15 protein-coding genes and 1 pseudogene are annotated in these 13,263 nt (G+C 37.9%); 12 read left to right on the forward strand and 4 right to left on the reverse strand.

All coding sequences use genetic code 11. The features are described 5' to 3' along the window. Positions 1-4: 4 nt before the first annotated feature. The 6 genes from ACNJYY_RS03720 (at position 5) to ACNJYY_RS03745 (ending at position 4,823) form a co-directional block, all read left to right on the forward strand. Entirely contained in the window at positions 5-871 is an 867-nt protein-coding gene (locus tag ACNJYY_RS03720; RefSeq protein WP_416730604.1) for a permease, read from the forward strand. A gap of 34 nt (positions 872-905) precedes the next feature. After that, positions 906-1,052: a hypothetical protein gene (locus tag ACNJYY_RS03725; protein ID WP_416730605.1), complete on the forward strand. Its 147-nt coding sequence runs from the start codon at positions 906-908 to the stop codon at positions 1,050-1,052. A 397-nt stretch (positions 1,053-1,449) separates the two neighbouring features. Next, on the forward strand, positions 1,450-1,851 hold the full coding sequence (locus ACNJYY_RS03730; RefSeq protein WP_416731797.1) for a MerR family transcriptional regulator: 402 nt from the start codon (positions 1,450-1,452) through the stop codon (positions 1,849-1,851). A gap of 99 nt (positions 1,852-1,950) precedes the next feature. Beyond that, positions 1,951-3,261 (forward strand): hemolysin family protein, encoded by a 1,311-nt coding sequence (locus tag ACNJYY_RS03735; protein ID WP_416730606.1) that lies wholly within the window; start codon positions 1,951-1,953, stop codon positions 3,259-3,261. Positions 3,262-3,352: 91 nt separating this feature from the next. Further along, entirely contained in the window at positions 3,353-3,964 is a 612-nt protein-coding gene (locus ACNJYY_RS03740) for a DedA family protein (RefSeq protein ID WP_144703044.1), read from the forward strand. A gap of 82 nt (positions 3,965-4,046) precedes the next feature. Then, complete coding sequence (locus ACNJYY_RS03745) at positions 4,047-4,823, forward strand: zeta toxin family protein (protein WP_416730607.1); 777 nt, start codon at positions 4,047-4,049, stop codon at positions 4,821-4,823. Here ACNJYY_RS03745 and ACNJYY_RS03750 read toward each other — a convergent pair. After that, positions 4,810-5,631 carry a DUF3990 domain-containing protein gene (locus tag ACNJYY_RS03750; RefSeq protein ID WP_416730608.1) on the reverse strand — a complete coding sequence of 274 codons (822 nt, stop codon included), beginning with the start codon at positions 5,629-5,631 and terminating at the stop codon, positions 4,810-4,812. The two genes, ACNJYY_RS03745 and ACNJYY_RS03750, sit on opposite strands and share 14 nt — an antisense overlap. A gap of 215 nt (positions 5,632-5,846) precedes the next feature. Between ACNJYY_RS03750 and ACNJYY_RS03755 the strand changes: the two genes are divergently transcribed. From ACNJYY_RS03755 to ACNJYY_RS03775, 5 genes and pseudogenes are all read left to right on the forward strand, one after another. Continuing rightward, positions 5,847-6,434: a TetR family transcriptional regulator C-terminal domain-containing protein gene (locus ACNJYY_RS03755; protein ID WP_416730609.1), complete on the forward strand. Its 588-nt coding sequence runs from the start codon at positions 5,847-5,849 to the stop codon at positions 6,432-6,434. Between the two features lie 12 nt (positions 6,435-6,446). Beyond that, positions 6,447-7,142, forward strand: coding sequence for an SGNH/GDSL hydrolase family protein (locus tag ACNJYY_RS03760; RefSeq protein ID WP_416730610.1), 696 nt, complete (start codon positions 6,447-6,449; stop codon positions 7,140-7,142). A gap of 37 nt (positions 7,143-7,179) precedes the next feature. Continuing rightward, a pseudogene (locus tag ACNJYY_RS03765) lies at positions 7,180-7,996 on the forward strand (SDR family NAD(P)-dependent oxidoreductase). A gap of 104 nt (positions 7,997-8,100) precedes the next feature. Then, a complete protein-coding gene (locus ACNJYY_RS03770) occupies positions 8,101-8,796 on the forward strand; it encodes a response regulator transcription factor (protein WP_416730611.1) in 696 nt (231 codons plus the stop codon). Beyond that, positions 8,789-9,859: a sensor histidine kinase gene (locus ACNJYY_RS03775; RefSeq protein WP_416730612.1), complete on the forward strand. Its 1,071-nt coding sequence runs from the start codon at positions 8,789-8,791 to the stop codon at positions 9,857-9,859. Before ACNJYY_RS03770 ends, ACNJYY_RS03775 begins: the two co-directional genes overlap by 8 nt. A 64-nt stretch (positions 9,860-9,923) precedes the next feature. On the opposite strand, the gene ACNJYY_RS03780 is transcribed toward ACNJYY_RS03775, so the two are convergent. The 3 genes from ACNJYY_RS03780 to ACNJYY_RS03790 form a co-directional block, all read right to left on the reverse strand. Continuing rightward, positions 9,924-10,478, reverse strand: a complete 555-nt coding sequence (locus ACNJYY_RS03780; RefSeq protein WP_416730613.1) for a YdhK family protein — start codon at positions 10,476-10,478, stop codon at positions 9,924-9,926. 192 nt (positions 10,479-10,670) lie between these two features. Then, complete coding sequence (locus tag ACNJYY_RS03785) at positions 10,671-11,858, reverse strand: chromate transporter (RefSeq protein WP_416730614.1); 1,188 nt, start codon at positions 11,856-11,858, stop codon at positions 10,671-10,673. A 13-nt stretch (positions 11,859-11,871) separates the two neighbouring features. Then, positions 11,872-12,180 (reverse strand): PadR family transcriptional regulator, encoded by a 309-nt coding sequence (locus ACNJYY_RS03790; RefSeq protein ID WP_416730615.1) that lies wholly within the window; start codon positions 12,178-12,180, stop codon positions 11,872-11,874. 241 nt (positions 12,181-12,421) lie between these two features. Between ACNJYY_RS03790 and ACNJYY_RS03795 the strand changes: the two genes are divergently transcribed. Next, the gene (locus ACNJYY_RS03795) at positions 12,422-13,246 is read left to right on the forward strand and encodes an STAS domain-containing protein (RefSeq protein WP_416730616.1); all 825 of its coding nucleotides are present in this window, start codon (positions 12,422-12,424) and stop codon (positions 13,244-13,246) included. The last annotated feature ends 17 nt before the right edge of the window (positions 13,247-13,263 follow it).

Raw genomic sequence — 13,263 nt, forward strand, 5'->3', positions numbered from 1 at the left:
AATCATGTGGATGGAAACCTTTAAAAGTTTTTTAAGTATCGCTTTAGAACTTACCGTTCTATTTGTTGTAATCTCATTCGTCATCAATTTACTTCAGTCGTATATCCCTTATGAAAAAGTGGAGAAATATTTAGGCGGCAAAAACAAAGGAATAGCAGCAGGATTCGCATTACTCTTTGCTTTTGTAACACCTTTTTGTTCTTGCTCTACCATTCCAGTTGTTGTGAACATGTTAAAAAAGAAAATGCCTTTTTCCATAGTGATGATATTTCTGTTCGCCTCACCCGTACTTGATCCGACGATCATCACTATTATGGGAGTGTTATTAGGGTGGAAAGTAACGATCCTCTACACCATCATCACAGCGGTATTTTCTGTGATCATCGGTTTTGCACTTGAAGCATTAGGATTTGAGAAATCAGTAAAGAACGTCGTTATGTCAGGTTATCAAGAAGAAACAAAAAAGCTTGATGTGAAAGTGGCTCTTTTAGAAACAATGAATTTGATGAAGAGTGTCTATCCTTATCTTATACTCGGAGCAGCTATTGGAGCTGTTATTCATGGATTGGTACCAACAAATTGGATTGCGAGTACGTTTGGCAGCGATAACTGGTGGATCGTTCCGATTGCGGCTGTTGTAGGAATCCCTTTATACATCAGGCTATCGAGCATGATTCCGATATCTCAGGTTCTGATCGCAAAGGGAATGGCGCTGGGCCCAGTTATGGCACTCATGATCTCATCAGCTGGTGCCAGCCTTCCAGAGGTTGTTCTCTTAAAGTCCATTTTCAAGAAAGAACTCGTCATTATGTTTGTTCTATCTGTGATTACCATGTCAACAATCTCTGGTTTTATTTTCTATCTTGTTTAAGATCTTTCACAAAGCTTGAAAGGAGGTGAGATTAATGAGTTTCATAAAAATTTTCTTCGGAAACAAAAATGAAAAAGAAGCTAACTGCTGCAGCGTTCAAATTGTTGAAGTAAATGATAGAGAAGAAACAGTATGTTGTGAAACGGAGAATGGTAAAGATCAAAACAATTGTTGCGTATAAAATAACAAAAATCAATCCACATATACTGCTAAAAAACATTCCTAATTTAGGGATGTTTTTTTATGAATGAGAACATACAAGTTGAAGTAGCTTTTTCAGGCCTAACAAGCAACCCCCATTCTAAACCATTTGAATACTGACCCCGCCATTGTATTCAGACAGATGAGACACTTAAGAGTGAAATGTACGAATGTGGCTCACCGCTTGCCCCGCGGAAAGCGAGTATCTGAATCGGAAATCAACGTCTTTCACAAACAACAAAGTCTACGTAACATCCATTCGTTTTTGAACGTTTCGTGACAGGTAGAACTGTCCAGTTGACTGTATGGTTTTGGCTGTTGTACATTGTATGTAATTATCAAGAGGAAGAGGTGAGGATATTGGGAAGGCGTATCGTATTGGTGAACTAGCAGAGGTAACAAATGTATCTAAAAGAACCATCGACTATTATTCCCAGATTGGTTTACTCCAGCCTCTTCGAACGGATTCGAATTATCGATTATATGACGAAGAGACGATTCATGTATTAGGGTTGATCGAGCATTATAAGAAGCTGAACATGCCCTTGCTTGAAATCAAGTCTGTGATTGAACTAGTCAAATTGAAAAGTACTGAAAATGAACAGGTCGAGAAGTACGTGGACCAAATCGCAGAGCTCATGAAACACCTAGAGGCAGAAATCAAGGAGATCAAGCCGATCATGGAGAGCTTAAACGATAAGCAAAGAGAACTGCTCTTAAATAAAGTCTCTCCTCAAGGCATGACTTTAGCGCATTCATTACTTTTACTTTTCGGGTAAATAATAGTTGAAAGATATTCTTCGTGTTAAACGATCTAAACTATTTATACAACCTGGGAGGTGTATTCCTTGTGGTTCATGTAACCATGAGGAGAACATTTGGAGATTATTAACTTAATTATGGTAGCTATTTTAATCGCGTTGACTGCTTTTTTTGTAGCTACCGAATTCGCGATTGTAAAGATTCGTACAACAAGACTGGATCAACTCGTTGCAGAAGGAAATACGAAAGCGGTAGCTGCTAGAAAGGTTGTCGGAAACCTCGACGAGTACCTTTCAGCCTGTCAGCTTGGTATAACCATTACAGCATTAGGATTAGGGTGGTTAGGAGAGCCAACGGTAGAGCACTTGTTGCATCCTCTTTTTGTAGAGTTTGATCTGTCTGAGTCTGTTTCAAGTATCTTATCGTTTATTATCGCCTTTGCTTTAATTACATTCTTACACGTAGTTATTGGAGAGCTGGCACCAAAAACACTTGCGATTCAAAAGGCGGAAGCTGTTACGTTAAGAATTGCAAAGCCAATCATGTTTTTCTATAAGATCATGTATCCGTTTATTAAAACATTGAACGGATCTGCGCGTATTTTTACAGGATGGTTTGGTTTGAAGCCTGCATCTGAACATGAACTTGCTCACTCGGAGGAAGAGTTGAGACTCATTCTTTCTGAGAGCTATAAAAGCGGTGAGATCAACCAGTCAGAGTTTAAATATGTAAATAATATTTTCCAATTCGACGACCGTACCGCTAAAGAAATCATGGTACCTCGCGTTGATATGGTAACACTCGATAAATCAGAAACAGTTAGAGAAAGCATTGCTGTTGTAACAGAAGAGAACTATACTCGATATCCGATCATAGATGGAGATAAAGACAGTGTTATCGGTATGGTAAACATGAAGCAAGTATTAACAGACTTCGTTAACGGCAAGAATCCAGATGCTTCACTCGAAGAGTATGTAAGACCTGTTATTCAGGTTTTTGAAACGATGCCTATTCATGATCTATTGTTAAAAATGCAGAAAGAACGTGTTCATATGGCGATCTTGATCGATGAATATGGTGGTACTTCAGGACTTGTTACAGTTGAAGATATTCTTGAAGAAATCGTAGGCGAAATTCGAGATGAATTTGATGAGGATGAAGTGCCTGATATCAAAAAGATCGATGAAAACAGAACAATTCTTGACGGTAAAGTATTGATTTCAGAAGTGAACGATCTTTTTGGTCTAAACATTAACGATGAAGATGTGGATACGATCGGTGGATGGATTCTTTCTGAGAAGATGGAGATCAAAATGGGCGATGAGGTTTCAGTAGAAAACTATCGTTTCAAGATTTTAGAGATCGATGGGTATCATGTTAAGTCACTTGAAGTATTAAATGTGAAAAACGAAGAATCTATAAACTAATCAAAGAAGACGTGCAAGCTCTGCACGTCTTTTTTATAAAAAAGCAGTAATTGTTCTTCGCAATTTAGTTATAGAAACAAAGGAGTTAGTTATGGAGAATTGGTTAATCAATATTATGAACGAGTTTGGATATTGGGGAATTCTACTGTTAATCGCATTAGAAAACGTATTTCCTCCGATTCCATCTGAGATCATTTTAACTTTTGGAGGGTTCATGACGCACTCTTCAGATTTAAATATAGTAGGTGTTATTTTAGCCGCGACAGTGGGTTCTGTTTTGGGAGCGGTGATTTTATATGGTGTAGGACTGCAGCTTGATGTGGAACGTATGGAGAAGATTGTTGACAGATGGGGACATATCCTTCGATTAACAAAGAAGGATATTCACAAAGCAGATGCGTGGTTTGATAAATATGGACCATGGACGGTATTCTTTTGTCGTTTCATTCCGTTGATTCGAAGCTTAATCTCTATTCCAGCGGGCATGTCCAATATGAATTTTGGTTTATTCCTAGTTCTTACAACATTCGGAACGCTAATTTGGAACATCGCTCTTGTTAATCTAGGTGCGTATTTTGGAGCGTCATGGGAAGTCATTGTAGGGTATATGGACGTTTACTCCAAAATCATCTATGCTGTTTTGGCGTTACTCTTTGTTTCTGTTGTCATCCTTTATATACGAAAACGCAGACAAAATAGCTAACTTTAGTCTTAATTAAACATAAATGTCCGTTTTGAAGAATCTCCTATTGATAGGGGATTCTTTTTTTGGAGGTGAACTAGGGATGTGGAGTTGGATCTTGAAAATGTTTATCTCTTCAAAAGAAAGAGGTATGCCTTTTAAAGAAACGAAAGTCACCTTTTCCGATGACAATGATACGTATACGAAAGAACGAGAAGCTCTGCATCAAAAAATTATAGCTACACTTATTAAACGATCAAAAATGGATAACCTTCAACCTCCGATCGCTGTGTTAGTTGGAGGAGGGAGTGCTTCTGGTAAAACATCTTTGTGTGAAAGTATCATGAAACAGTACATAAAAAAGAAGAGAAGACAGTTAATCACAATAGACCCGGACGAAATAAAAAAATGTATCCCTGAATATCAATCGTATCAAAAAAAATTTCCCAGCTCAGCCGCTGCACTTGTTCATAAAGAATCGGTAGATATTTCCGAAAAGTTAGTCCATCACATGTTAGAAACAAAAAGGTCGTTCCTGCTAGAAGGAACGATGGCGAAAACAGGTAAATATGTATCTCTAGTGAACAGCTTACAAAAAAGAAGATTTGAAGTAATCGTATATATCGTAGATGTTCCTGTTGATGTTGCAATAGAAAGAGAAGCAATCAGAGCTAAAAAAACGGGGCGATCTATACCAAGGCATGTTATTGAACATACACACCGGCGTATTCCAAAAACTTTTTTAGCTATTAAAGAGGATGTGTCTTTTTTTGAGGGATATGACAATCAAAATGGATTAAAGCTCTTTATCTCTACCCATTTTACAGATGGAAATAGATATAAGGAATTTTTGAGAAAGAGTACGATTAGATTTGAATGATGGAATCAAGACAGCATTCGTATTCGTCAATCCATATCCTTTTGGATTGATAGAAGATAGAGAATGCCCAGTAAAGTGCCGTTTCATGGGAATGGAAATCTGAGAATGAATGAGTCATCAAGAATTTTTTTATGAAGGGATAGGCTTGTTTTTCTTTCATTGGACTTATTATCATAAGGTTTTTACCGATTTCTGATATAAACGCTTCTTGATCGTGATTTTTCAATTCTGAACTGTTCATCCACTTTTTTGGTGGGAGTTTGATAATCATCGGACTTGATAAACAATGTAGAGCTCTATTGTTATGAAATGAAAGTTGTTCTTTAAATGGAGATGCTTTTATTTCACCTGTACTGTTAAAATGTCCACTCCAAACAGGACCATATACAAAGTCGTAACCATGCTTAATTCCTTTACGGGACGTTTTTACAAAGTCCTTCCAATCATCCTTATTTAATTTCCATTTTTCATCGTGGGGTAAAGGGAAGATCCTGCCCTGTAATCTTTGCAGGGCATGTAAATCAACTGAGAATGCTAAATAAGCCGGAATCTTTGTATCAGGGTGGTTTAAATAATCTGACTCAGTGAGATTTAATAAATCTAGTATACGGGGTGAGAGCTGCTTGTTTCTTGCTCTAAAGTAAGACCAAGATTTTGCTTGTTCTCTATTGAAAGTTACGTAAAAGCCTTGACCAAAGTCAGTTCTCAACCTCTGTGCTTCTAACCAGATACCGTTTTGTTGGATAAGCTTAGCAGCAAATAATGTAGTACCATGATAGACCGTACGATATCGATTGTTTGCAAGCAAAGTGATCTCCCCCTTATACATGTAATATGTAAAAAGGAAGAGAAGGTTACAGATGGAAATTTTATAGTGCATATTTGGCAACCACCCTCATTCGGGTGGTTATTTTGATAATATTTACAATTTTGTGAATGTCTTAAAAATGCATTTTCAACAACTGTTAAAAAATGTATAATATAATTAGAACGATCGTTCGAATTATGAAAGGAATTAAAGCAGTGAGTAAAAGAAGATACAACAGTGAAACAGCAAAACTCGAAATAATGGAGAAAGCCTTTTTACTCTTTTCGCAAAAAGGCTACACACAAACTTCGGTTTCTGATATCTCAAAAGCTACTGGATATAGCAAAGGACACATTTATTATCATTTTGAGAATAAAGAAAAGTTGTTTGTATTATTAGCTCAACGAACAATGAAGGAATGGTATTTGAAGTGGATGTATAAAGAACCTGAATTTACTTGTGCATCCGATAAGCTTTATGGAATGGCATTGCATGTTCTTTATAATTACCAAACTCCTCTTTTAAAAGGAGGACAAGAGCTTGCTTCCAATCCTGAATCTAGTCCAGAATCCATTAAGCAGCTATACGAATTAGCGGTCATTCCAATGGGTGCTTATCGTGCAATTCTCGTTCAAGGGATAGAAGAAGGAGAATTTAAGAAAGGCAATGTTGAAGAATGGACGGTGTTGATTGGCACATGGCTTGGTGGACTTTGTCAGCTTACAAATACTCAGGAACTTCATAGCTTAGAGCGGCTTTTTAAGAATGCTGTAAGTATTTTTTTAGGATCCATCCACAAATAAGGAGGAAACGGTATGAGAATCGGATTAATCGGTGACAGTCTGACAGAAGGAAGACCTGGTGTTTCTTTTTTTATACTCTTACAGAAACAATATCCCCACATGACGTTTGTAAACCTAGGCAAACCGGGGGAGTCTGTTAAAAGCTTGCATAGCCGCCTAACAAAAAAGAAGTTAGAAACCTTTGATCTTGCTTTCCTTTGGATTGGTGTTAATGATGTCTATTCGAAATTACTAAGTGTTCAAGCACAACCTGTTGCAGAAGATCATGAAGAGTTTAAAGCGTATTATCAAAAAAATTTAGAGTGTGTCTTATCTTCCTCAAAAGTTGTAATTACGGTTACTCCAGCAATAGTTGGTGAGGATCTGAATAATGTCTCAAATCAAGAGATTAAACAATTGAATACCCTCATTACATCCATCGCTCACAAACATAGAAATGTTTCCATACTTAATCTACACACCGTTTTTGAAAACCACCTCTCTTCAATAAAGAGTTCCGACTATATCAGTACAAAAGTATTAACAGTTATAAAAGATGTTCTTTTTTATAAAAAAACATCAAGAATCGATCAGTTGTCAAAGAAACGTGGGTTGCATCTGACACTTGATGGCATTCATTTGAACAGTAAAGGCGCTCAAATTGTTGCAGATGAATATGCAGCAATCATTGATCAACATCAATTTATTGAAAAGGATGCATTGAAGTAATCATAGTTAAAAATAAGTAACAAAGGTGGTTGGTTCGATGGATGAGCGGAGAGTTGCGATTGTAACAGGTGGAGCTTCGGGGATCGGTTACGCACTTTGTGAGGAGCTCGTCTCACAAAACGTGTTTGTCATCATCACGGATATCAATCATGAATTAGGTATAGGGGTTGAAGAGAAACTAAACAATGGATCTAAAAATACAAGATTTCAATTTTTAGACGTAACGGATGCAGCAAGTGTAGAGAATACTGTTACAGAAGTATATACGGAGTTTGGAAGATTAGATTATCTGTTTAATAATGCTGGCATCGCGATGTATGGTGAATTATACGATATGACTCTCGATGACTGGAAAACAATTATGAATGTTAATCTTTGGGGAGTTATCCACGGAACTAATGCAGGATATCGAGTAATGAAACAACAAGGATTTGGCCATATCGTAAACACAAGCTTCAGCTGCTGGCCTAGGTCCATCTCCCGTTTCGGCAGCCTATGGGACAACGAAACATGCAGTAGTTGGGTTAACAACTTCCCTTCACTATGAGGCAGAAGAATTCAACATTAAAGTTAGCACTCTATGTCCAACGTTTGTTGACACACCTATTTTTGAGAAAGCAAAGGCTATTCAGATAAATAAAGATGTGATCATGAAACAATTTCAAAAACAAAAGATGATGTCTCCAGAAAAACTAGCAAAACTAACAATCGATGGCATACATAAAAATAAGCCTATCATATGCCCTATGCCGATGCGTAAAACGATGGATGTTTTTTTTACACTATTTCCTGTAGCACATAGAGGATTGATGAGGCTGGTTTGCAGAGTGAGCCGAAAAGCGAGGTTAACTTAAGAAATAAAGTGAACTGCTAGCGCTCCAGAGCAGTTCATTTTTTATTTATGCCGTGAATTCTTCGTTATAATACAAGTAATCTAACTTTTGGAGGAGTAATAATCGTGAAAACCATTTTGATCGTGGAGGATGAACCAAAGCTTTTGGAAGTTGTCTCTTCATACTTAAAGAAGGAAGGGTTTCATACTTTAGAATCTCTTACTGCTAATGATGCGATTCATCTTATAAAAAATAACTCTGTAGATTTTGTGATTCTTGACCTTATGTTGCCAGATATGAGCGGAGAAGCACTCTGTCAGAGAATTAGGCAGACACATACGTTACCTATATTAATGTTGACTGCAAAGGTGAGTGAAGATGATCGTATCAATGGGTTATCGCTCGGTGCTGACGATTATATGGTGAAACCTTTTAGCCCGCGAGAACTTGTTTTACGGGTTAAAACGATATTGCGCCGAACAGGTGATGAGGGCTTATTGGCTGAGCAGATTACATATAACAAAGGGGAACTTAAAGTCGATGCTCGTAAACAAGAAATGTACATTCATGGAGATCTTGTCAACCTTACACCGAATGAATATAAACTATTGCTGACTTTTTGCAGACATCCAAATCGTGTTTTTTCGAGAGAGGAATTAGTGGAGAAGATTTTAGGGTTCGATTATGAAGGTGACACCAGAACAATCGATCAACACGTCAAAAATTTAAGATCTAAACTTGAGACTGATCCTAAGAACCCACGTTATATCGTTACAGTGTTTGGGGTAGGGTATAAGTTTACTGGAGGCAGACATGTTTAAAGGTCTGCATGCAAGGCTGACACTTATTTTTATTTTGGCAGCGTCATCCATTCTCATTATTGCGGGTCTTATCATCATGTACGAAGTCCATTTTCACTTTACGATGTTTCAAAAAGATGTACCGGAATTCAATAGTATAGAGCCTTTAACGCATCACTTTGAAAAGGCGCTGTTAAGTTCCGTTCTTTGGACATCGCTTGGTGCTATTCTGTTAGTTTGTATCATTAGTTATTTTGTGGCTAAGAACTTATCAAGACCTATGGTAGAGATGAGAAAAGCGGCAGAAAAGATGGCTAAGGGAGAGCTTCAAGTCAGAGTAAAGTCACTTGGAGATGATGAGCTCAATGACCTGGGTAACTCTCTAAATCAGCTTGCCGCTAAACTACAATTACAGGAGACTTACCGTAAAAATATGACTTCAGATATTGCTCATGAGCTCAGAACTCCATTAGCGACGATTAAAAGTCATTTAGAGGCTTTTGAAGATGGGATTTTCGAGCCCACTACAGCCCGTATACAGTCATTAACAGGTGAAATCGATCGACTGATAACAATCGTGCAGGATCTTGAATATTTAACAGCCATGGAGGCACCTGAGTTCTCATTAAATAAGAAAACACAACAACTAAACCATATCATCATAAAAAGTGTGGATGCCGTATCAGGAGCATTTGTACAAAAGGGGATATTACTTCGAAGTGAATTGGATAGTGATATTGAATTAAATATGGATGCCAAACGAATGTCTCAAGTGTTTATGAACCTGTTCAGCAATGCGTTAAGGTATACGCCTAGAGGAGGAGAAGTTACTGTTGTAACGCATGTTGATAGCGAATCAGTTTTGATAACTATACGAGATACGGGAATAGGCATTCCAGAAGAAGAGAACAAACACGTGTTTGAACGATTCTATCGAGGAGAAAAATCAAGGAACAGAGAACATGGTGGCAGCGGAATCGGGCTGACGATTGTAAAAAGAATTGTTGAAGCTCACGAAGGACAGATTTGGATAAATGGGGAGTACAAGCAAGGTACTGAGATGAAAATAAAATTTTTCAGATAAGGAAGCCGGCGTGATTTGGGACGCCGGCTTTTTTGATATTCATGTGTTTTTGTCGAAAAAAATATTATTTTTCCTTAGATAGCTCGCTTTCTGTTACCCATTTGTGGTTCTTAATACGTTCTCCACCTGTTGTAGGTGTATAGTCGACCATATAGACGGTCGTTTGTACAGCAGAATCAATTGTAGCTTTTGCGCCTTTCATACCTTTCATATGATCTGCTTCGAGGATAACTTCTGTTCCTGAAGTTAGCGGTTTATCACCTGCTTCTTTGATCTCTTCGTGTATGACCCACTTGTGATCCTCTACTTTTTTTCCACCTGTTGTAGGTGTGTAACTTACGGTATATACGGTTGTATCATATGCACCAACGATTGTAGCTTCTGCATCGTTCATACCTTTCATATGATCTGCATGAATAACCGCTTTACTTCCAACTTCATATGTTGGATTTGCTTTCTCCTTAAGTCCTTCAGGGACTTCACCAGAACTTGAGTGGTTCATCTCTCCATGATTTGCATGATCTTGACTTTCTTCACTCTTTTTTGTTGGCTCATCTTTTCCACATGCTGAAAGAACAAGTGAGAATGAGAGAAACATCGTAATAAATAGTTTGTTCATTAATAAAACCTCCTTTATGGGCTAGTGTTAGTATTCTTCTTCCTAAGAACTTTATGAACATATAACTAGCATAAAGGACACTTATGTAGAAGTTGTGTAGAGAAAGATTATTAAAATAGAAAAGAAACTGCTTCGTTCAATAAGAACTCAAGCAGTTTCTTTTTAGAAATTTAAACAAACGTTTAATTCATTTTATAAGAATGACATCATTAAACCGCCAATTGCACCAGATAAAACGATTACCCATGGAGGCAGTTTCCAATATACCAACATGCTGAACAGTACTGCTGCAAATGCAAAGTCTATCGGTTTAAGAATCGTAGTCGTCCAGATAGGCTGATAGAAGGCGGAGATTAAAATTCCAACCACAGCAGCGTTGACTCCCATTAAAGCACCTTTAATTTTTGCATTCTGTCTAAGCATGTTCCAAAAGGGAAGAGCGCCTAAGATTAACAGAAAAGCAGGTAGGAAGATTGCGACCGTTGCCAGTAATCCACCTTGCCATCCGTTCATCACTGCCCCAATGTAGGCTGCAAACGTGAACAGAGGACCAGGGACGGCTTGTGCTGCTCCATAACCGGCCAAAAATGCTTCTTCACTGATCCAGCCGGATGGTACGAATTCTCGTTCAAGCAATGGAAGAACCACATGTCCGCCTCCGAACACAAGTGATCCAGAACGATAGAAGCTGTCAAAGACCGCAATCCAGCTGTTAGAAGTCACATCTCTTAAGAGAGGCAACAGAAAAAGTAACGCAAAGAATAAACTCAAACAGATTACGGCAAACTTTTTTGAGATTGGAAATTCAAATTTTGTTTCATCGTTATCTGTTTGGTCTCTGTATAATAAGAATCCTAATATGCCTGCTAATAGGATGACACCCACCTGAGAGAACGCAGTCTGCCACAATAGTGTTCCGATTAAAGCGAACAATGCGATGGTTTTTCTTTTTAAATCTGGTGTTAACTTTTCAGCCATTCCTAAAATGGCATGTGCCACAACAGCAACGGCTACGAGCTTTAATCCATGAATCCAGCTGAGATCAGAAACATTTAATCCTTGAAGGATAAGGGCGAAAATGATGAGCGCGATAACGGAAGGGAAAGTAAAGCCGATAAAGGATACGATTCCTCCTAATACGCCTCCTCGCATAACACCGATTCCGATTCCCACTTGGCTGCTAGCAGGCCCAGGGAGAAACTGACACAATGCCACAAGGTCTGCATAGCTTTTTTCATCCATCCATTTGCGTTTTCTTACGTATTCTTCATGAAAATAACCTAGGTGCGCGATGGGTCCACCAAAAGAAGTGAGACCGAGCCTTGTTGAAACCATAAGAATTTCTAATAGTGTTTTAAGTAAACTTTTGTTTTCTATCATGTATGATCACCTCTTACTCGTTGATTTCTTTAAACAGCTCATAAGCTTTTGCTCTCGCTTCAGTTAAGACGACTTTGCCTTTTTCAGTAGCGGTGTAGTACTTTCTGATCTTTCCTTCTACCTTTTTCTCTTCCTTGATCAAGAGACCATCAGACTCCATTGAATGAAGAATAGGATACAGTGTACCAGTACTTATGTTATAGCCATGCTCTTTAAGCTCTTCAAGCATCCATACACCATAGATTGGATGTTCAAGAGCGTGATGCAGAATGTGTATTTGAATAAACCCAAGAAATAATTTACGCAGTATTTTATCTTCCAAGAATGAACTTCCCCCTCATTTTTTTATTGATATCGATAACCAATATCGAGATTCGATATCAAAGTAACATGATTAACCTACCCTAACAACCCATAATTAATAAGCTTTACAAAATCTTAATAATTTACGCAATCGCTATCGTTTTAATAATTTCACAGTTTAGGCATTTCCTGTTTTTTTAATGTTACAATTATTGAAGAAGCAATAGATCGATACTAAATGGCGAGATGGAGTGAAAAAAGTGAGATCTACATTAACGGTTGCTCATTATTTAAATGAAAACGCTGAATACTTGGCTAATAAAATCGTTGATGATATTATTTCCAAATTCGGGTTTCAAGTAAGTGAAGAAGATATTGAACAAGCTAGACAGATGTATGTGGAATTCTTAACGTTTTTAAGTGATTCGATCGATTGTGATGAAGGATCTATACCTGAGGAGCTGTTGAATTGGAGCAGACTAAACGGGGAGAGATCGGCAGCTAAGCATCATCGTATTTCAGAAATATTAATACGTTATCCAGATACTCGGATGGTGTTCGCTGATTTCATTCTTCAGATTAGTTTAGACCACGAACTTTCAACTGCGGATGTTGTATTAATCTTAAAGCGGGTTCATCACATGCTGGATGTGAGTATTAATGAAACCGTGTTGGCATTTGAGCGGAAATCACAAGAAATCTTAGAGAAAACAAGATCAGAACTACGGGAACTTTCTACCCCAGTCGTTCCTATTGAGAATGGAGTGTCTGTATTACCTTTAATCGGAACCATCGATGCTGACCGTACCGAACACCTGATGAACGCAGTACTCCCGAAAATTCCTGAACTTCAAGTTGAATGTTTGATTATGGACTTTTCAGGAATTGTTGTCATGGATTCAGAGGTAGCAGGGCATATTTTCAATGTGTACCGTGTTCTTGGATTACTTGGTATCGATGTATCAATAACAGGTTTACGTCCAGAGCTAGCTATAAATGCCGTATCAGAAGGTATTGATTTCTCTTCTATAAAAACGTTCGCGAATGTGAGACAAGCGATTGAGAGTATCAAACAAAAAAACTAGCACGCTTTTTGCATGCT

The sequence above is a fragment of the Fictibacillus tiangongensis genome, assembly GCF_048083785.1.
In the GTDB taxonomy this organism is placed as follows: Bacteria; Bacillota; Bacilli; order Bacillales; family Fictibacillaceae; genus Fictibacillus.